An 18,584-nucleotide genomic window follows, 5' to 3' on the forward strand; every position below is an offset into this window, starting at 1 on the left:
TAGGCTGCCTTACGGCTGTCGGCAGTGCGTCTGACAGTTTGCTCAGATCAGTTAGTGGAGCGAACGGAGGCGTGGAGGATCAGGCATTATCGGGTCACCTATATAACTCAACTAAATGTCTGTTTAGTTGAGTTATATAGGATATGGCTTGTTGCATAAGTATAAATGGGCGAGGGTTGCTGTTCCAAACCTCGGAACTGTCATATTTATCACCTATCAGGTCATCAGGCTACAGGATTGGTTTGGCCATGCTGTTACATTCCTTTCATACACTTGCGCACATCATCGTCTATAACGTTGCCTGGCTTGATGCAGTCCCTTAGCGGCTTTTCGTCTTGCATGTCTTCAAACTCAGCTTTGGCTCGGTTCCGGCACTGTTTGTTAACAGCCTTGCCCAGCGGCGATGTATCGCCTTTATATGACTCGCATGTCGCTGCATTTGCAGCTTTTTGCATCTGCACGACCATTGGCAGGGTCGCGGGATCTACAGCCCATGCTGGTGAGCTTATGCAGGCAATCAGAGTCGCTATTATCCGTTTCATCATCAGTCCTTGATTTCAGGTTTAGCAGGCGTTGGTACCGTCGGACGGACACTTTACCGCAAAACGTTTTGAATTCGAGTGCTGACTTGGGTACGTGAGCCAGGCGCAATGTCTCGGTCCGTCATTGTGGATCGTCTCAAACAGTCGATCACGATGTGTTGAAATTTACGCTGCACATGGGTCGGACACTGAAGTGTGAGGGGCTTCGATTTACACGTTCTTGAAATACACAGGAGGCAGTTCGCGGGCTTCAAATCTGGTGGCCAAGGCTCACCAAGGATGTACGTGTAGGTACGCATAATGTATATTATGTTAAATTGTATCTATTTGTAACTGCTACCCGCTGTCCAATCCCACATACCTCCGGTCAAATCCTCACATACCCCCGTTTCCCAGAAATTCAAAAGCTTGGGTTCCATTCATAATCCTATCTCTGCGCATGGCCCTTCACTAACCTCCGGTTGACTCCACTCGACCCCGAACCCCATTCGACCACGACATCCACCATGGCAATGCTGCAGCTTTCTGCTACAGGTTAAAGGAGCCATCACTCATTCTAGCCCCCTGGTTCTGTCATGACTCGGCCGTTCATCCCATTCCCGATTTTCCCTCCCTACGTTTACTGGAGGCCAAATCAGCTTCGATCCTTTCCTACGAATCTGGCTGTGGCTGATCGGTTAGCCCAGATAGACCCGGCAGCCCATCCCTTCATCAACCTCTGGTACGTCGACAGGTATGTGAATTGGATTGCTCACAATTGGGGAGCAGAAAATCCTCACCGCCAGTACCACAGCTGCATTATGGGTCTGGAGAAAATGCTCAATTGGAGCTTTGCTCATGGCCTATCGCTCGTTGACTGGCGCCGCAAAGACTTTGAGAACTACGCAGAGTTTGTGCTCAACCCGCCAAAAGCTTGGACTGTGTACGGCCAACAGGCTCGCTTCGTGCAGGAACCCGGCGTCGCATTTGAGGGATGGTCTATAAACCCAATCTGGCGTCCGTTCCTTGATTCCAGATCAATTGGTGATGACGGCGAAATCGAGAAAAATGTGTGGAAGCGAGAGATTCGATGCGCGACGCAGTTTCTGGATTTCTACCTCAAGGATACTTCAGCCTCACGTGAAAACGTTGCCGCGCAGCCCCTTGCTGATCTTGCTTTCAAGCAACCCAAGGCGATCGGTTTCTTGACCGATGCTGAGCTGGAATGGGTCTTAAAGTCGCTTCCAAATTTCATCGGCGTGCATGAATTCCGAATAATTGAGATGTACCTGATCATGGCTAGATACTCAGGCCGCCGGCTCTGGAGCGTCATGGGAAACGCCAGGTCTCCCGGACTTCTCGATCAGTTCAATCGTAGGTCGGACGGACGTTGGGTTGAGCTTCGCTCAGCCAAGGATGGCTGGCTGCCGCTGTCACCCCATTTCGATGAAGTCTTTGGTCGTTACCTGCGTTACCTGAATATTGATCCGCTCCACCCTCTCCCATCGATTCCAATTTTTCCCAAAGATGATCGGAGTTCTTACTATCCCAAAGCGCTCGGACGCATCCTTGTTTCCATCAGAGACGCTTTGGCTGACAGCGCAGCTGGGTCTGATGATCCAGAGATCTCCAGCGCCTCGGAGAAGATTCGCGGTTTGACGGTTATGTTGGTTAGTCGCAAGCCTGTACCTGTGTACTCCCGGTGATCGTGGCAACCGATTCCATTGATTGTGCGTCATCCGATCCGCAGGTTTTTCCTAGCCAATCCAGCGGTTGTGATCCACTGCGCCGACGATCCTGCCCTACCAAGCCATAGGCAGCGGACGTCGAAATTTCCTGGCCCCTCTGTTGGAATGAGAACCGCTTCTGGCCGATAGCTGTCGAGGATGACGGGCAGCTATCGGCCCAGAGTTTGTAAAAAAGCATCGCCAAAATTGAAGTGCGCGCACCTACGTAATATATGAAAATTGTCGGCACGACAGCAGATGTAGATTCAGCCTAGGTGCGCGGATTTCAGTCTGGTCTTAAGTACCTGGCGCGCCCGAAAACGTTTTTACACTGCCTCGGCCAAAAGCAGCCGGTCTAACAATCGATGGATAGACACATCCATGAGGCCCGAGAGTCTCAATGAAGCCAGAGGGGATTCATACTAACTATCGACTGATCAGATGCTTGTCCTGTTATTGGTAACGTTCTCGTGCACAAGCTTCCCCAAACTAATCATTCCTTGGGCGAGCCGCTCACCCCATGGCAAGCCGCAAGTCAGGCGTAAATGATCACCGTAGCTACCGTTGCTTGAGAAAAGGGGCCCTGGCGCGATTCCAATGCCATTATCCAGCGACGTGTTGAATAACTGCTGAGCGTCGCCTCCGGCAGGTAACTGAATCCACAACGACAGTCCTCCACGCGGCTGGCTTGTAAGTGTTTCCTTAGGCCAATAACGGCTGATTGCATCACGCATACGAAGCGAGGTTTCTGCCAACTCCCGGCGTAGTCTTCGCAGTCCGCGCTCAAGATCGTGGCGCCCAAGGTAGTCGCTGATTGCGAGCTGGGGAAGCGCGGTATTGCCGATGGTGGAGAAGTATTTTGCCCTGCTTAATTCTTCTGTCCAGCGCCCCCCTACAATCCAGCCAACTCGTAATCCAGGTGCTAAAAATTTGGAGAATGAACTACAGGTAATCACGTTGCTACCTGAGTCCCAGCGCCGTAATGGAGATGGGCGGCTGTCGTCCCACGCTAACTCACCGTAAACATCGTCTTCCAAAATTATAGTGCCGTGCCGCTGGCACGCTGAAAGCAGTTGCTGTTTAGTCGCATCATCAAGCAGGCGGCCAGAGGGATTGGAGAAGTTCGGTACAACAAGTGCTAGCCGAACGGGCTCTTCTGCAAGGATTGCCTCCAAGCGCGCCATATGGATCCCACCGACAGGATCCTGAGGAAACTCGACGACCCTTAGGTTCAAGGCGGCGAGTGTTTGCAAGATGCCCTGATAGGCAGGGGATTCGACCAATACCAAGTCCCCAGGAGAAGTAGTGGCACGCAACGCTAATGAGATGGCCTCCATAGCGCCTGCAGTTACGATGATCTCTTCCGCCTCCACTTGGGCTCCAAGGTTCACGTAACGCTGGGCTATTTGACGTCGTAGCGGGCCATGCCCCTGAGGGGGCGAGTAGTCCAGAGCGCTGCTCCGCTGTCTGCGTAAGCATCTCGAAAGAGCAGCAGCAATAGCTGCATCAGGTAATAGTGCGGCGGCAGGACGAGCGTAATGCAGAGGTAATACGTCTGCACTTGCATCGATGAAACGCATTTCTCGCAATGCAGGGTTGCTGATAAACGCTGGCTCACGTGCAGAGGGCGTTTTGAAGGTGACGGACGGTGTGGAGCTGCATACAAAAAATCCCATGCGCTGCCGAGCCAAGATCAACCCTTCTTTTTCCAGCTGATGACATGCCTGAACCGCAGTGGCAGTGCTGACACCATGGTTGGTGGCTAGCTCACGAATTGATGGAATGCGCTCGCCAGGCCTCAACCAGCCTCGCTCGATCTGGGTACGCAGCGACTCAGCAAGGGCCATATAGCGCAGCATCGACTCTCCCCCCCCCCTGTATTGGTATCTTTTCACTCTATCTGACTCTGTATTGATTTGTCTCCTCTTCTTAAGATTTCCGCCTGGAGCTGATACACCCCGTCCAAGCGTCGGCTTGAGTGTGGAAAAAGCTTCCCCCCCTTATCCACGATCCAATTTCTACGGTCAGACCGATATGACAACACACACACCAAATGGGCTATCCATTCGCCCGATGCAGCCAAGCGACCTAGATAAAGTCATTCAATGGACATCTGGGGAAGGATGGAATTTGGGCCTTAACGATGGAAGGGCTTTTCAGGTCGCAGATCCCACGGGGTTGTTCGTTGCCTGCTTGAACGATGATCCCGTCGCGGCTATCTCCGCTGTCAAATACGGCGATACCATAGGCTTTGTGGGCCTATATATTGTCAGAGAGGATTTACGTGGAAAGGGCATGGGTTATCCACTCTGGAAAGCCGCAATGACCTCTCTCGAAGGTAGGACAGTAGGTTTGGATGCGGTTGTTGCTCAGCAGGGGAACTACGCGCGCTCAGGCTTTGAAATGGCTTTCAAGACCACGCGTTATGCCGGGATCCCGCAGGTTTTGAAGTCTAATAATCCTTGTGTACAAAGCATTGGCGAAGAACTTATTGATCGGGTATTGGACTATGACTGGTCGTTTTTTCCAGCCAGTCGAGAGACTTTTCTTCGACACTGGCTTCTCAAGCACTCGTCTTACTCTGTTGCCTACGTCGAGGAGGGTGTGGTTAAAGGTTTCGGTGCAATCCGACCAGCTGAGAGCGGTTATAAGATTTGCCCATTATCTGCTCAGAACGAATTTATAGCGGAATCCATTTTCTGTTCGCTTGTTGCATGGGCTGATGGTGCATCCGTGATTCTTGATGTCCCACAACCTAACAAGGTTGGCACTCTTCTCGCAGAGAGTTATGAGCTCACACCCCTATTCGAGACTGCCAGAATGTACCGAGGGACTGCCCCAGATCTACCACTCGCAAAAATCTTTGGCATGTTGACACTAGAGATCGGTTAACGAAAAGGCCTGCGTCTCGGTGCCTGCGAGTCACGCGCAGCATCGAAGCCACGCAGGTTACCGAAACTGGCATGGTAGCTAACGGCTCTGCGGCTAGCTGCACGGGACGGTCTGCACCAGAGCGCTTACCGCCCCATTGCCCCCGCGCTTTTTCTCGACATCGGTACTACGCCTCGGCCCGTAAGAGCATTGGCCGAATCAGAAGCGGATAGCCCTGCAGATGCCGGTTGATTTGTCGGTAAATCTGATATGCCTTGGGCGGTAATCCATCAAGGTTGTGCAGTAGATCTAGCTGCTGGCAGCCCTGCGTCACCGTCGCTTCTTCATCTTTGCAGAACTAAATCAGGCCATATTGGAATTGCTACCGGCATTCAATCAGCGCCCATTCAAGTAACAGCCTGGATGCAGGTCGCGTCCAGGGATGCCTCTACTTGCATGCTTTGACCCCTGCCCGCCTTATGGCCACCGCACCAACTCCAGTTCCTTGAGCCGGATGGCCATCGCCGAATCCGAGACGCCGAATTGCTGGGCAAGTGACACCAGGTTCTGGTTGTTGAAGCGGGTGCATCGCGCTAGAGCCAGTTCACGTTCTCCCGACTCTTTTGGGGCGTAGAGGAGTCGATCCGGATTGTTGGGGTCGAGGTGATAGGCAATCACGTCGCTGAAGCGCAGCTGTCCCTTGCAGCAGAACATAAATTCGAAGCGTTCCTTCACCAGCTTTTGAGGCATGAGGAAGCAGGCCGCGAAGCGATCGGCTTGTCGCTCTGCGGGTGCACGTGGTGTTTGCAACGGGCTGCCATCAAACGCGCGGTCGCGATGCATGACGGTGTCCTCATGCAAAACAAGATGGCCGACTTCATGGGCCCCCGTGAAGAGCTGAACTTTGTCACCAAACTCGGTCGCGACAGCGATCTTATTGGATTGACGGTCAATCAGGCCTGCAATGCGAGTACCGGTTTTATGCCGGTTGAACTGGGTGTCTCCCAGGGTGGGATATTCGTGATAGTCGTAGCCGCAGACCATGGCGGCGATCCGGGGGCTGCGCATCATCATCGGTGGGATTTCTTGATCTGGCCACAGGTACCGGCGATCACGGTAAATCTGCACTAGCAGGTCAGTAGCTGCTTTCTCGATTGAAGCTTCGTTCATGGCAGAACACCACATGTAGGCTTTCAAAAACAATTTAGCCCAATATGTAGTGGTTTCAATATATGGCTAAACCACAAAATGGGTTTTCAGATGAACGGTGGAGGGGTTTGGCACAAGAAATAAGGTGATTTCATTTCGCCATCTTTGGGTTCGCCCTGCTCCAGATTGTGTGCGAGGATTCGGCTACGGCGGTGGCCGATGAGGGCGTGCCAGACCGCTATCCACACATCGAACCCTTGATGTCGCCCGCTGTAGCGTTGGGGGCCATCGAAAGGATTACCGGAGGTTTGACAAGAAGCATGGCATTGGATGTTGCGTTCAGCATTGAGGCTGGAGATTTTGTCGATCCCGATCGAGCCTATGACCTGTTTTGGGCAGGTGTAATTACCAATAAACGAGCCTTCGTTTGCCCTGGAGCGGACTGTGCGGCCCAGGTGACCTGTGCGAATTTGGACAAGGACGTGCAGAGCATGCGGGTCGTGCCGCACTTCAAGGTTTACGGAGAGCATAGTGAGGCATGCGGGATCATCAACGGGAAGGCGATCGACCTTGAGGTTGAACCGAGCGGCCCCGATGGGCAGGAGCGCAAAACCGTCGATGAGTCCATTGTTGACGTGTTCAAGCTTGCTCGACCTGACTCGTACTATGACGAACCGACTCAGGATCCCAGCGCTGATGTGCATGTGGCGAAACAACGCGCTAGAAACACAAGGCCTTACACGACCAAGCTGGGTGAATCCGGGATCGTAGGCCCCATTTACTCCGTGCGCTCTGTAGTAAGCCGGTATATCCGGTATCGAACCGACAACACCTTGGAGTTTCGCCGGCTCAATATTGCCGGCCAGGACGTGGCCTACGACAGCATTTTTAAATGCATCTGGGAGCAGGATCTGAATGACCTCCCCGACCACCCTGTCATTTACTATGGGTGGGCCTACATCGATCGCACTAGAAAAAATGACGCGTACCGGATCAAGTTCAAGAAATGCTTGATGCGCGGAACCGAAAGCCTGACGACCTCAAGCTTCGTTTCGGACACGCTCGTCGAGCGCTACAAACTCAAAAACCTCATGGCTACCAGGCTTGCAAAGATCTCCCAGCAGCCCAAGCCCACTGCGTTTGTGTTTCTGTACGGACAACCCACAGTACGGACGTCACAGGGGACGAGCTACGCCAATTTCGAGCTGAAGAACTTGGACATGGTTGACGTTAATTACGACTGCCCATTGCCTTCCAAGTACGACAAGTAGCCGGTGAAGCCTGGGCCACCCGACGCATATGCCGATGGTGGTTCGGGCCTGCCATGGATGCTAAGCGAGCCCTTTCGCGCTCAGACTATTCCGGGACAAACAGTCCTGGGGCGTCAGGGCTGAGGGGCCTATCGAATTGTTATGTATCCACGCTACCGCTCCAGCATCGCCCACCTGCTGACACAAGAACAGCCCCATGGTTCACGTCTTCACTCCCCTCGCCCATGCTGCTTTTACGAGCAGCTTGATAAGTCATGTGCGAGGGTCAGGTTACTCCCATGCAGGTCAGCGTCACGCCCTATCGGCGCTCTACGGTGGTCGCTGAGCTGCTACTTTCAGCGCTCAGCCTAGAGCCATCCGTTCTCAGATGTCATTGACGAGGGCCTGGTGGTTGCGATGATGACGTCGTCCTCAGTCGTCACCGTTGCCAAGTACCCTTCAGATTTCATCGCGTTGACCAACCTCCGATTTGACTCGGTGTTTCTTACCTTGATCTTCTTGACCTTCGCGCTCACGGTTTTGAAGTCCTCATCGTCGAGCAACCCTAGAGCTGCAGCAATGTCCGGCCACTTCATCCCGGGAAGACATTGTGTCAGTATTTCAGAGCGCTGCTCCGTGGTGAGGCTCGCGTTGCGAACCAGGTGTCGCAGCACAGGCATCAGCGAATCAGCAAATCTTGCGCCGGCTTGATTAGCCAGCATAGATACACGGCCGAGCTCTGGAACCACTTCCGGTTTGCTTTCGATTGTCTCCAGGTTAAGCCCTGACCACATCTGAATTTTCTGTGTGAGTGACAGCGCTTTGCTTTTGCTCAGCGTGAGCATCGTGTCGAGCTGGAGCGAGCTGATTTCGATCTCTGCTTTTGCTAGATCCCAGCGTTCAACCAGGTACTTGCCTTCGAGCTGTGGGCAAGTATTCAGTACGATCTCCCTGACTTCCGAGCTGTATGGCAAAAATGATGAGGCTACCAGCATGCCCCAGCGACCCTCAGGTAGCGCTGTTTTTATCATTGCTACGTCTTGAAGCACGACGCCATCGAGCAATACCTGGAGCACGTCATTACTGATACCGGTGGAGCTCAGAAGATACTGTTGCAGCGACCAGTCTGCGCTCGTTGACTGCCACAGGGTGCCCTTGAGAGACGAAGCATTCCGAGCGATGAAGCCGGTGAATACCGCTGTGGGATCCGATCCGATTTCTTCGTCCGAGACGTTGCCGTCTGGCCCAACGACTTTCTCAAAGAAAATCCACACTGCTTCAGCTTTGGCCACCAGGCGATCACTCTCAAGTGCCTTTGCCCAAAGATATCTCGGGGCGTCAGTGAGTGCGTGTAGGTCACAGGTCGTGTGATCGAAGAGTCTATTTGTCAGATCGTGATCTGCGTCCACTTCTGCTAGTAAGCTGGTCAAGGAGTCGCTTGATTCATCCAGGACAGCAGATTGATCTAGCAAGGCGCTACCGAGCTCATCAGAGTGACCATTGAAAATGGGTATAAATGGGTGTGGAAACGTTTGTGCAGTTGTTCCTGAGTATCCTCGATGCGTGCACGGCTGTGGCCAAGGTTGCTTTAGTGTAGACCGAACCCCATTCGCTTAAGCTCTCCGACAAGCTCTTCGCGTCCGTGCAGGCTCGAGACGCTCCGCAGCCTGCTGACCACCTGCTCAGACCAGCCCGATGCCTTCATTCCTTCGCGTTGATAGAACGCACCAAGGCGCTCGTCGTATTCAGCGAGCGCATCAGCTTCGCCGGCGACCGAGTAGGTCTCATGGTGGAGCACTGCGTGCTGAGGCAACCTCGGCTTGACCTTGGCCGGACGATCATCCGACGGGTAATCGTGTGCAAGAAATCTGGGTGACCATGGCCCAGCACGGATACTTTGGAGCCACTCACTAGAGTATGGCCGTCAGGTTGCGCAGGTGGTTGCTTTCGAAATCACTGCGTCGGATCTCAGGTTTGCAATTCGAATCAGTGAAACACCTTAGCCTCCAGGCAACGGTCGAGCCTCGAGCAAGCTGTAGAGCGCTTAGCTCGCCTGCGACAAGCCCCGGCATCAAGGAAGCCGTTGAGCCATGAGCGTGTGGTGTTGCCCATACGTTCAGGTGCGCAATGCATCTAAAGCATCCCGGCTGGGCCACCACCCCGGCTGAAATCGGTCTCGCCTCGGATTAAGCCTTGGCAAAACAAATCCCGATCAACAATTCCGACTGTTCCCTCTTTGGTCGTAGGGTCGAACGCGCACACCCTCCAAAACCCCGCGCCCCCAAAGTCCACAAAAACGGGTGTGCGGGTATGCCAGCGGTGGAATAGGCGGCTACGCCCCAGCCACTTGAAGTACGCGTAGCCCTCAGTGGAGATTCCACTGCGTGAAAGATTGAAAAAAGAGCTGTCCAGTTCGCTGCGTGTCCCGTCGATCACCCAAACGATCCGCTTGTAGAATTGCTCTCGCGCTGTCACTTCCTCGGGATCGATCGTCGAGCGCTGGAATTCAACTACGACACCGTGACTGGTCTTCACATCGGCGATATGGCGTTCACGGCTGATCGGGTCTTGATGCATGACCTCCTGCCATTCTGCTGGGAATCGATTCTTCCATTCCCGGTGCCAGGCCGTCTCGTTTTCCCACCACGGGTCACAGCTGAGTTTTGATCGATGTGCCCAGTGCCAGATCACATGTTTGCCACATTTGGATATCACCTCAGATTCACAAGATGGGCAAACCCCGCGCAGCTTCGGTTCGGCTTCCATTCGGGTGTCGCCCACGTGGGCATATTTCATCTCTCGCCCTCCCTGGTCTCGCTGATTTTCCGAGCGTTTCAGTATGGATGATGGTCTTGTACTTTTCGTAGCGTAGGCGCCACCCTCACCTGTTTGGGCTGTGCCTGCTACCAGCCCGGGCTATTTATGCCTCGGGTATGGCGTTGGAAGATTCTGTTTCTTTCAGCACCTCATCCATCGTGCCCACATTGTCTTTATCGATGGTGTGAAGAATCATGCTACCGGCCACGTACTCGATACTCAATGGATCACCCGCCTTTGCGCCGCTCACCCGGTATCCGGTTGCAAAACGCACCGTGGATGACGTTGGCTTAGCGGCGGCATGCGAGAACAGTACAATGTTCCGCCCCTCAGCGCGTTGAGCAGAGCGAAAGATGACGCCGTCAAAGCGCGGGGAGCACTTGAGGGCCAAGTATTCGGCTACAGCTTGGGTAATCAGGTAGTTTCGTTTTTCTTCCTCATCGACTGGAATTCTTATTTCCTCGTGAATTTTGTGAAGGAAACCTTGGCGATCAAGGTGCTTGAAGTACTCAGGGTCGAAGAAGCTTGGAATCGGCCCTAGATTAGCGCCTTCGAAGCGTTCGAAGTCGAGTACTCGAACCGCGCGGATGAGCTGGAATCGCCCACTGATGAAGCTGTCCTGTGGAAGCGGGCGCAGTTCTGCGATGCATGTCTGACGATCGAATGCACCGTAGAACGCCGGGATTCCAGCAGGGTTCATTCTACCCTCGCCCGATACTTCTTTTGGTGGTGAACCCAGTTCAGTGTCGGGGTTGTCCCGAATCCTCTCGACCTTTTCAGCAGGACTGCGCCGCGCGCGGTAGATTGCGGGACAATCATCCGGCTTGAGGGTCTGCACGACATGGTCAGCCTCGGCTGACTCTGCGTATTGGCCCAGGTCGTCGAACAGCCAGCTGAGAAGCTGCCTGGCCTCGTCGTTGAAGAACCGACTGCTGTGCCGCATGCCCTCCTGGATGTCGCACCACCGATTAAGCGCACTTTTAACCCCAGCCGGACGAATGCTGTAGTGGATGGTGGTGGAAAAAATGGGCAGTGCTTCGCACTCCTCACTCAGTCCACCACAAACTGCCTGAACGATAGGTGCACCAGGGGAACAAGCGAAGACTTCGGCGACCCAGTATTTCAATGGTTCGCCGGGTGATTCCAGTCTTGAACCGTCGGAACCCCAATGACGATGATTCCGCGCCTCCCAGATGTATTGGTCGAGAACGGCACGCGCCCGCGCAGTGATCTCGACGAGTGCGACGCTTTGGGCCATGTCACCACAGAGGTTACAGTGGTCGAGCGCCCCAGTTTCAGTGACCCATGTACTGAGAAAAGTGTCGTGTACGCATTTAAAGCACGCCGCGCTCGATAACGTCATTGAAATCAGATCCACTCAATCAGTTGTTTTGAGCCGTCGATGATAGGGCGCTCGTTGCCCGTGGGATTGAACAGGTTTCCGGTCATTGAAGGCACGCTCAAGTCCTTCACGGCAGTTGGAAGCCCAAATTGACCAGGGTTGGACGCTCGCGAGGTTTCAGCGTTTTGACTGCCCAAATGAGCATGTGCCGAGGTCTTGAGCTCGCGACGTAGGCAAAACGGGCGGCCTCAGACTCACGGTTCTGTAGCCAGTCGGCCCAGTGTGATTCACCTTTGCCGCGTTTACGTGAGGACACAACCACAGTGACATCGTGAGTCTCACCTTTGACTTGGTGAATCGTCTCGTAACGCAATGTCTCCGATTCGCCATCCTGGATATCCTGACTCGAGAGACGGATCGACACTGGCTTATCACCTTGACCACGCTTGGTGACGAGGTTGAGTCCTCTCAATTCCTGCAATTCATTAAGAATTTCATCGGGCACGAACGCCTGGTCAGGGAGTTGTCGCAGTGCGAGTTTTGCGCAGCGTACCCACGCTGACCAGTTTTGATCGGAATTGCCGGCGCCGCTGGCAACCATGAACCTCAGGCTTTGGTGGATGAATTTACGCCAGGCCAGTTTCGACTCCATTGAGGTTGGGCAATAGGGCCCCGTCTTAGTGACCTCCAGCTTTAGCTTCCCTGCAAGCCACTGGGCGAATGTCCTGAGACTCACTTTGAGATCGCTCAGGCTCCCTGAGCTGGCGCCAATGCAGGCGACTGCAAGCAGCTCAATGCCTTCAAAGGTCTTCCCGTTGCGCAGGCGCTGAAGGGTTGCATGCCCTCGGGCAACCAGTACCACCTCATTGTATGCAGCTGTCAGGTTTCGGATCGTAGGCAGCAGCTCGGATGGACAACTTTCGTACTCGAGAATTTTGGGCTGGATGGATGCGATTTCAGGATTCCCCGAAACCTTCCCGGTACCGACGATGTTGCTGCAGAGATCGACTATGGCCTGGCCGCTGCGCCAATTGGTGGTCAGTTCGTACTGCTTGAACTGCAGTACGCCCATGAGCTTGTTGACGTTGGCCGGGTTCGATTTGCGGAACCCATAAATCGACTGGTTCAGGTCACCGACGAAGTGAAACTTGATCCCAAAGCCGCTGAGTTTGCTCACGATTTGCAGTTGTTCAGCGGAGAGATCCTGGCACTCATCCACGATCACAACGGGAAACCGACGGGCAACTCGGGAGAAGTAGCGGTCAAACTGGTGATCTTTGAAGGCCATAAGCGCCAGCATATCGATGTCACCATGGGTAGCGTAACCACCGAGCCAGAACCGCCTCTTCGTGGCTACGAGATCCCGATGCATATTGTCAGTAACCTCCACGGCGTTGAGCTGATGATCGAGCGCTCGATCGCCGGTCGAAAACTTGAAGCGCCCCGCCTCCAAGTCATAGTTGTACCGACAGGCTGAGATGCGGCGACCACAAATCCGTTGCTGGGTCTGGAAGATATTCGCTTCCTTCTCAAGGATACGGATACGGAAATCGCCATCCTTGCCTGGATAGCCCGTCAGCTCGCTGGCGATGCTGGCCACCAACCTAGTGAGAACAAAGCTGTCGAAGGTAGAGATACTGTGGGGTAAGCCGATAGGCCCGCCCAAGTACTTGTGCACCCTACTCCGGAGCTCGTCGGTCGCACTGTTAGAAAACGTGAGAACAGCGATACCCGAAGGCGAACGTGACCACACCTGGATGGTTTGCGAGACCATTGCAGCCACCACCTCGGTCTTGCCACTACCTGGGCATGCTTTCAGGTAGCTGTGCTGATCAAGCGGCGCTGCGATGTATTCCAACTGCTCCTTGGTGAAGTTCATCGCCTGGCATCCTTCGGCCTCGAGCCTTCAGGCCTGACCCGGGTCATTCGGCTTGTTCCTCGATCCCACAAGCCCAGAGGACGGCTAAGCGGATGTATTCCGGCACGATAAAGTCATCCCTCACGTTAGCCAGCGCGTCCGCGAATGCCTGCGCATAGAACCCTTTGCCAATTTCTTTGGTTTCGATTCGATCAAGCATGTCATTCGCGTACGGCGCCCTCTCCCCTGAACTCATGGTCGAGTAGTCCAGTCCAGCCCGCCTTGTCAGCTCTCTCACCACTTCCCCGCCTTGCACAGGCCAGAGAGTGGCCGCAGCCGTCGACATCAATCTGAGGTTGTTACCCTCCATCGCGATGTCGTACTCGAGGGTCTTGTACTTACCTACGAACAACCTGCCGAACTGCGACTGGCTGATCGGCCCTATCAATGCCAAGGCCGGATTGTCGCCTACAAGGAGGTCATCATCATGGGGAAGAAACGGAACGGGGATTTCTTTACCGTCATCGCCTGCAACCGACCTGATAGATTTCGGTGGGTCATTGTCGGTAAGCCCTGCACACCTGATTGGGACATTCTCGCCTGGCTGGCCGCCCGTGACATCGCAAAACAGCTGCATGAAATGATTGAAGTAGATGCCACCAAGATTGATCACCGAGACGCCGTAGTCGTCCAGGCAGTTCTTCCCCTCTCCGTAGGGGCGCAGGACAATACGCGCCAGCTCTGGCAGCACCATCGCCTCAGCGATTCCTTCTACGAGCAGTGCCCCTTTGGAGAAAAGGAGGTTGGATTTTGTGACGTCCAACCAGCGATCCACAAAGCGGCGGCTGTGCTCAGGAAGGCCGCACGCGCTGAGCGGTATTGCTACTGGCCTTGCGTCATTTGAAATGTGGATGAGGTGATCCAGGGAGACAGCGGCAGAGATGACCGTTGAGTGCGTGGTGATGATGACCTGGATGCCACGTTCTTCAGCCACCGTTTTCAAATGCCGCAGCAGGCGCAGTTGAAGCTGAGGATGAAGATGCGCCTCTGGCTCCTCGATCAACAGGAGCCGCAGATAGGTCTCTTCGCCTCGATCCTCTTCTTCCTCCAGGATCAGTTCAGCCAGGATCGACGCGATGTACAGGAGGTTGTTGTAGCCAAGGCTGTTCTCCTCCAGCGATCGGAACTGGGTCGTGTCAGCCTCGCTGAGGTTAGGGAAGTACAGAAGCCGCAAGCCCTCCACGATCCGGGAGAAGCTGACTTCTGAGAACTGAATCATGGTGCCCTGAGAGAGATTGAGCCCCAGCGCTGCCTTCAGGTTGTCTCCGATTCGCTGATTGGCTTGTTTGATCGCAAATTCGTCGCTCTGTGAAAGCTCACGATTGAAGTTTCCGACATGCTCTTCCAGCGGGTGAAGAGTCTGTGCCTTCCTGGCCTCAGCGAGCTCTTTGCGGCAGAGGGCCTTCATGAGCCGGGCAAGGCGGGACTGGCGACCTTCGCGCAACTTGTTCTCGGCATCGCGCAGCGGAGGTAGGTAAATACAATGGATGTAGTCCAGCGTCTCGGACTCGAACGGTTTGGCATGCTCGTGCCCCGCGTAGGTGTGGTGCCTGAAGCGCCCGCGAGACTCTTGATTGCGGGCCTCAAAAGTCAGCTTGGCCTCGTCGTGATTTCCACACCAGGATTCGAACGCAATGGCGTCCTGATCATCCAGACCTGAAAACGTCGCCTGAATCTGGATGCTTTCAGCAGCGACCGCGCCCGGCTCAAAACCCCGGTAGAAATCGCGCTCACTAATGATTCGCTTGCCTGACTCCGAGTCGTTGAAGAGCTGGCGCACTGCACTGACCACGCCAGTCTTGCCGGCCCCATTCTCTCCCACGAGCACGTTCAGCCCGTCTCGAAATTCGATGGTGAACGGCTCACCAAAGCATTTGAATCCAGTGACATCCAATTGCCGTAGATACATGCGAATCCCTTCTAGTGGCCGGTTACCAACGAAAATGACGTGACTGCCGGGCGTATCTGGCCTGCAGGTTCACGCAAACTGATCCTGTGATAGTGGCATTACGGTATAGCCCGGGCAATCTCAGCATCCAGGCTTGGCCTGCGAGGATGATTTGTACCGATGATGATCTGGGTGGGATACCTCAGCTAAGCACCTCACGCAAAATCAGCTCAAGCGCCGGGCCGTGAAAATCTGCGGCAGCGCGCCAAACCTCGGCCTCCAGGTCATCATCCATTCTTTGTTCTTCCAGACGCGCTACATACGCCGGCAATTTTCGGGTAAACCGCTCCTTTGATTCAACACGTAGGAGTTCGTGCATGCACATCTCGTTTGACCTTAACCACAATGACAGGGAAGCACTGCTTCGCCACTGCAAGGAGTTCGTGCCGGCAAGTGGCGATGCCAGGGAGAACGCACGCTTGGCCGATGCGCTCGAGGCGCTGGCCGAGGCCCTGATGGCTGACGACGAGGCTGCGACTGCCCAAGGGGTGTGCTAGAAATTCGCAAAGTCACTGGGTGGGCCCTGGGTGACCACCCTCACCCGCCCGTCTCGCTCGAATGATCTGTTGACTCTGATGCATCCACTGCCTGCTCTAGTGCTTGCCGGAGAGTGGCATTCTCGGCTTCCACTGCCCCTATCTGTTGCTGCAGCGCAGTGACAGTGGTGGTGCTTGCCATCAGGGCTTGGCGCAATGCTTCAGTGTCCTGCTTCTGATCAAGCAGTTGTTCCTTGAGCGCTTCCTGAGCACCTTCCGCTCGCGCCAGCGCCACCTGGGTAACCTGAGCATCTGAGGTCATGCGTTGGACAGTGTCCGTCAGGTCGGCGGACTTCCTGGCATGCTGCCTGGCCTCACCCAGCAGGCGCTCGTTATCTCGATTGAGCCGAGTTGACTCGTCCTGCTTGACCGAAACTGTCTCCTGCAGCTTGCGCTGTTCAACCTGCAGTTGGTGAAGCTGTGCCTCGTGGCGACGCAGCTCCTGATCGCGCTGCTCCTTCACCGACTCACGGTAATGCTCCAGAGCGTTGCGGTTATGAAGCAGTTTTTCTTCGAGGGATTGGATCTGGGCGTCCCGCTCGCCTAGGCGAACCTTGAGGTCTGCGCATTGCTGGGATAGGCCGGCGTTGCGTGTAAGTTCAGCTTGTAGCGAAGCATGAGTGGGCTTGGATCGCCAGTGCGGACGCCTGCGCCTCATGACAGCGCTGAAGTTCTGCCAGCTCGTTCTCAAGGGTTTCTGTGCGGGCGGCCAACTGTTTGCGCTCATGCTCGAACTCTGCCCGTGCCTCAAGAAAGACCTGATTACCCTCCTCCTGCACCTGATCCAACAAGTTCTCGACCACCCCGCGCAGTGCACCGCTCATGCGATCACGCGTGGTTGCGTCTGGCCCGGGCGTTTCCAGCTGTTTCAGGTAACGAGCAATCGTGGTCTTGGAGCCTGTATTTCCAATCTCGACCCGCACCGCATCAATGCTGGGGTACACACCACGCATCAGCAGGCTGTTCCGCGCTTTCTGCACCACTGCCAGGTTAACGCCGCCACGGGCCATACGCCCTCCGTACTATTTCGTGTCATATCACATGTCATGTAATTACATGATACGAAAATGCTTGAAAGTGCAACTAAGAAGCCGACAACTGGTATGAAGTAATGCAGAGTTATGGCTTCTCAGTTCGGTAGAATCGGTTTTTAGTACACCCAGGCAGTACGAATGCCAAGTTCCCTCGATCTGGAGGCCATCACATGGGCAAAGCCGATCTGTACCTGAAGGCTGGAGCCCGGGAGAACACTCGGAAAAGCTACCGAGCAGCCATTGAGCATTTCGAGATGGACTGGGGTGGCTACCTGCCTACCACGGGTGACGGCATCGTCCGCTACCTGGCCAACTATGCCGGGCATCACTCGATCAATACACTCAAGCAGCGGCTCGCGGCGCTATCCCAATGGCACATCACTCAAGGCTTTCCAGATCCAACGAAGACGCCAGACGTCCGACGGGTGCTCAAAGGTATTCGAGCTGTCCATCCAGCCAAGACAAAGCAAGCTGCCCCTCTTCAGTTGAGCCAGCTGCAGCAAGTTGTGGGCTGGCTAGATACCGAAGCAAATGGCGCTCACCATCGAGGCGATCACAAGTGTGAGGTTCGGCAAAGGAGATCAATCGCCCTGGTCTTGATCGGGTTCTGGCGTGGCTTCCGAGGTGACGAGCTCGCTCGTCTAGAGATCGAGCACACCCACGCGGTGTCTGGGGAAGGCATTTCATTCTTTCTTCCGTACACCAAGAGCGATCGCGAGCATCAGGGTGCGACCTATCACACGCCGGCGCTCAAGATGCTCTGCCCTGTGGAGGCATACATCAATTGGATCACCATTGCTGGCCTGGCCAGTGGGCCGGTGTTCAGGGGGATCGATCGCTGGGGCAATCTTTCAACCGAGGGAATCAATCCTCATAGCCTGATTCCGATGTTGCGCAGGATCCTTGCACAGGCGGGTTTACCTGCTGCCATGTACAGCAGCCATTCCCTTCGGAGAGGCTTCGCAACATGGGCGACGGCGAATGGGTGGGACATCAAAGCGCTGATGACCTACGTGGGGTGGAAGGATATGCAGTCGGCGCTGCGCTACATCGACGCGAGCGCTTCCTTTGCGGGACTGGCGGTGGGGAAACGTGGATCTGAGCTGCAGATTGGCCGGTAGGATTGCTGCCGAAAACCAGAAGCACATCCCACCCTGAAAGAGTTTGAGCCCGTTCAGACAGGTACTACGGCGCCGCTGCCTGAAAAGTGGCCGGTTACGTTGGCCATGAACACTTCCAGCTGTGCGGCAGTAGCTTCTGGAGACCATCCCGCCAGATGAGGAGTGATCAGCAGGTTGTCGAAACCTAGCAGTGCCTCTGGCTTGGTTGGCTGGATAGCAGTCATGATTTTCCTCATCTTGGCATTATTTATTGAGGTAGTTGCCTGTCGGCTGTTGCGCTCTAGCTCAACGACATCAGAGCGTTGGGAGCCTTGGCGCTTGTAGCTCGAGAACATGATTTCAGCTAAAGA

General features: G+C 54.7%; 17 protein-coding genes. 5 read left to right on the top strand and 12 right to left on the bottom strand.

What is annotated here, in order from left to right; all coding sequences use genetic code 11:
• Nucleotides 1–254 precede the first annotated feature (254 nt).
• Entirely contained in the window at nt 255–545 is a 291-nt protein-coding gene (locus RYA97_RS06950; RefSeq protein WP_005743709.1) for a hypothetical protein, read from the bottom strand.
• 662 nt (nt 546–1,207) lie between these two features.
• On the opposite strand from RYA97_RS06950, the gene RYA97_RS06955 reads away from it, so the two are divergent.
• Nucleotides 1,208–2,227 (top strand): integrase, encoded by a 1,020-nt coding sequence (locus RYA97_RS06955; RefSeq protein WP_248671689.1) that lies wholly within the window; start codon nt 1,208–1,210, stop codon nt 2,225–2,227.
• A gap of 458 nt (nt 2,228–2,685) precedes the next feature.
• Here the strand turns inward: RYA97_RS06955 and RYA97_RS06960 are convergent, their stop codons facing one another.
• Nucleotides 2,686–4,107, bottom strand: a complete 1,422-nt coding sequence (locus RYA97_RS06960; RefSeq protein ID WP_005777167.1) for a PLP-dependent aminotransferase family protein — start codon at nt 4,105–4,107, stop codon at nt 2,686–2,688.
• A 121-nt stretch (nt 4,108–4,228) separates the two neighbouring features.
• On the opposite strand from RYA97_RS06960, the gene RYA97_RS06965 reads away from it, so the two are divergent.
• On the top strand, nt 4,229–5,140 hold the full coding sequence (locus tag RYA97_RS06965; RefSeq protein WP_316892041.1) for a GNAT family N-acetyltransferase: 912 nt from the start codon (nt 4,229–4,231) through the stop codon (nt 5,138–5,140).
• A 456-nt stretch (nt 5,141–5,596) separates the two neighbouring features.
• On the opposite strand, the gene RYA97_RS06970 is transcribed toward RYA97_RS06965, so the two are convergent.
• Nucleotides 5,597–6,289 carry an ImmA/IrrE family metallo-endopeptidase gene (locus RYA97_RS06970; RefSeq protein ID WP_005777170.1) on the bottom strand — a complete coding sequence of 231 codons (693 nt, stop codon included), beginning with the start codon at nt 6,287–6,289 and terminating at the stop codon, nt 5,597–5,599.
• A 191-nt stretch (nt 6,290–6,480) separates the two neighbouring features.
• Here RYA97_RS06970 and RYA97_RS06975 point away from each other — a divergent pair, with 191 nt between their 5' ends.
• Entirely contained in the window at nt 6,481–7,539 is a 1,059-nt protein-coding gene (locus RYA97_RS06975; protein ID WP_005777171.1) for a hypothetical protein, read from the top strand.
• Between the two features lie 347 nt (nt 7,540–7,886).
• Here RYA97_RS06975 and RYA97_RS06980 read toward each other — a convergent pair whose 3' ends face one another.
• The 6 genes from RYA97_RS06980 to RYA97_RS07005 form a co-directional block, all read right to left on the bottom strand.
• Nucleotides 7,887–8,810, bottom strand: coding sequence for a hypothetical protein (locus tag RYA97_RS06980; protein ID WP_225231418.1), 924 nt, complete (start codon nt 8,808–8,810; stop codon nt 7,887–7,889).
• A gap of 841 nt (nt 8,811–9,651) precedes the next feature.
• Nucleotides 9,652–10,314, bottom strand: a complete 663-nt coding sequence (locus tag RYA97_RS06985) for a competence protein CoiA (protein WP_029240973.1) — start codon at nt 10,312–10,314, stop codon at nt 9,652–9,654.
• 124 nt (nt 10,315–10,438) lie between these two features.
• The gene (locus RYA97_RS06990) at nt 10,439–11,593 is read right to left on the bottom strand and encodes an RES family NAD+ phosphorylase (RefSeq protein ID WP_225231426.1); all 1,155 of its coding nucleotides are present in this window, start codon (nt 11,591–11,593) and stop codon (nt 10,439–10,441) included.
• Nucleotides 11,594–11,804: 211 nt separating this feature from the next.
• Nucleotides 11,805–13,556 (bottom strand): UvrD-helicase domain-containing protein, encoded by a 1,752-nt coding sequence (locus RYA97_RS06995; RefSeq protein ID WP_016981727.1) that lies wholly within the window; start codon nt 13,554–13,556, stop codon nt 11,805–11,807.
• 43 nt (nt 13,557–13,599) lie between these two features.
• Nucleotides 13,600–15,504, bottom strand: a complete 1,905-nt coding sequence (locus RYA97_RS07000) for an ATP-dependent nuclease (RefSeq protein WP_003435243.1) — start codon at nt 15,502–15,504, stop codon at nt 13,600–13,602.
• 181 nt (nt 15,505–15,685) lie between these two features.
• Nucleotides 15,686–15,862, bottom strand: coding sequence for a hypothetical protein (locus RYA97_RS07005; protein WP_157178027.1), 177 nt, complete (start codon nt 15,860–15,862; stop codon nt 15,686–15,688).
• Between RYA97_RS07005 and RYA97_RS07010 the strand changes: the two genes are divergently transcribed.
• Nucleotides 15,861–16,040: a hypothetical protein gene (locus RYA97_RS07010; RefSeq protein ID WP_016981733.1), complete on the top strand. Its 180-nt coding sequence runs from the start codon at nt 15,861–15,863 to the stop codon at nt 16,038–16,040. The two genes, RYA97_RS07005 and RYA97_RS07010, sit on opposite strands and share 2 nt — an antisense overlap.
• 40 nt (nt 16,041–16,080) lie before the next feature.
• Here the strand turns inward: RYA97_RS07010 and RYA97_RS07015 are convergent, their stop codons facing one another.
• Together RYA97_RS07015 and RYA97_RS07020 are read right to left on the bottom strand one after the other, a co-directional pair.
• Nucleotides 16,081–16,737: a hypothetical protein gene (locus RYA97_RS07015; RefSeq protein ID WP_316892023.1), complete on the bottom strand. Its 657-nt coding sequence runs from the start codon at nt 16,735–16,737 to the stop codon at nt 16,081–16,083.
• A complete protein-coding gene (locus tag RYA97_RS07020; protein WP_316892024.1) occupies nt 16,679–17,089 on the bottom strand; it encodes a DNA-binding protein in 411 nt (136 codons plus the stop codon). Before RYA97_RS07020 ends, RYA97_RS07015 begins: the two co-directional genes overlap by 59 nt.
• 194 nt (nt 17,090–17,283) lie before the next feature.
• Between RYA97_RS07020 and RYA97_RS07025 the strand changes: the two genes are divergently transcribed.
• The gene (locus RYA97_RS07025) at nt 17,284–18,234 is read left to right on the top strand and encodes a site-specific integrase (protein ID WP_316892025.1); all 951 of its coding nucleotides are present in this window, start codon (nt 17,284–17,286) and stop codon (nt 18,232–18,234) included.
• 53 nt (nt 18,235–18,287) lie between these two features.
• Here RYA97_RS07025 and RYA97_RS07030 read toward each other — a convergent pair whose 3' ends face one another.
• A complete protein-coding gene (locus RYA97_RS07030; RefSeq protein ID WP_003435236.1) occupies nt 18,288–18,458 on the bottom strand; it encodes a hypothetical protein in 171 nt (56 codons plus the stop codon).
• Nucleotides 18,459–18,584: the final 126 nt, after the last annotated feature.

Origin of the sequence: Pseudomonas syringae group sp. 26L6, assembly GCF_032587815.1 — a bacterium.
GTDB lineage: Bacteria > Pseudomonadota > Gammaproteobacteria > Pseudomonadales > Pseudomonadaceae > Aquipseudomonas > Aquipseudomonas amygdali.

What these genes read in the sequence shown, in the direction of transcription:
- RYA97_RS07030 (WP_003435236.1), bottom strand. Translation starts at nt 18,458, where the DNA reads ATGACTGCTATCCAGCCAACCAAGCCAGAGGCACTGCTAGGTTTCGAC.
- RYA97_RS07005 (WP_157178027.1), bottom strand. Translation starts at nt 15,862, where the DNA reads ATGCACGAACTCCTACGTGTTGAATCAAAGGAGCGGTTTACCCGAAAA.
- RYA97_RS06970 (WP_005777170.1), bottom strand. Translation starts at nt 6,289, where the DNA reads ATGAACGAAGCTTCAATCGAGAAAGCAGCTACTGACCTGCTAGTGCAG.
- RYA97_RS06950 (WP_005743709.1), bottom strand. Translation starts at nt 545, where the DNA reads ATGATGAAACGGATAATAGCGACTCTGATTGCCTGCATAAGCTCACCA.
- RYA97_RS06990 (WP_225231426.1), bottom strand. Translation starts at nt 11,593, where the DNA reads ATGGCCCAAAGCGTCGCACTCGTCGAGATCACTGCGCGGGCGCGTGCC.
- RYA97_RS06960 (WP_005777167.1), bottom strand. Translation starts at nt 4,107, where the DNA reads ATGCTGCGCTATATGGCCCTTGCTGAGTCGCTGCGTACCCAGATCGAG.
- RYA97_RS07020 (WP_316892024.1), bottom strand. Translation starts at nt 17,089, where the DNA reads ATGGCCCGTGGCGGCGTTAACCTGGCAGTGGTGCAGAAAGCGCGGAAC.
- RYA97_RS07000 (WP_003435243.1), bottom strand. Translation starts at nt 15,504, where the DNA reads ATGTATCTACGGCAATTGGATGTCACTGGATTCAAATGCTTTGGTGAG.
- RYA97_RS06985 (WP_029240973.1), bottom strand. Translation starts at nt 10,314, where the DNA reads ATGAAATATGCCCACGTGGGCGACACCCGAATGGAAGCCGAACCGAAG.
- RYA97_RS07010 (WP_016981733.1), top strand. Translation starts at nt 15,861, where the DNA reads ATGCACATCTCGTTTGACCTTAACCACAATGACAGGGAAGCACTGCTT.
- RYA97_RS07015 (WP_316892023.1), bottom strand. Translation starts at nt 16,737, where the DNA reads ATGAGGCGCAGGCGTCCGCACTGGCGATCCAAGCCCACTCATGCTTCG.
- RYA97_RS07025 (WP_316892025.1), top strand. Translation starts at nt 17,284, where the DNA reads ATGGGCAAAGCCGATCTGTACCTGAAGGCTGGAGCCCGGGAGAACACT.
- RYA97_RS06995 (WP_016981727.1), bottom strand. Translation starts at nt 13,556, where the DNA reads ATGAACTTCACCAAGGAGCAGTTGGAATACATCGCAGCGCCGCTTGAT.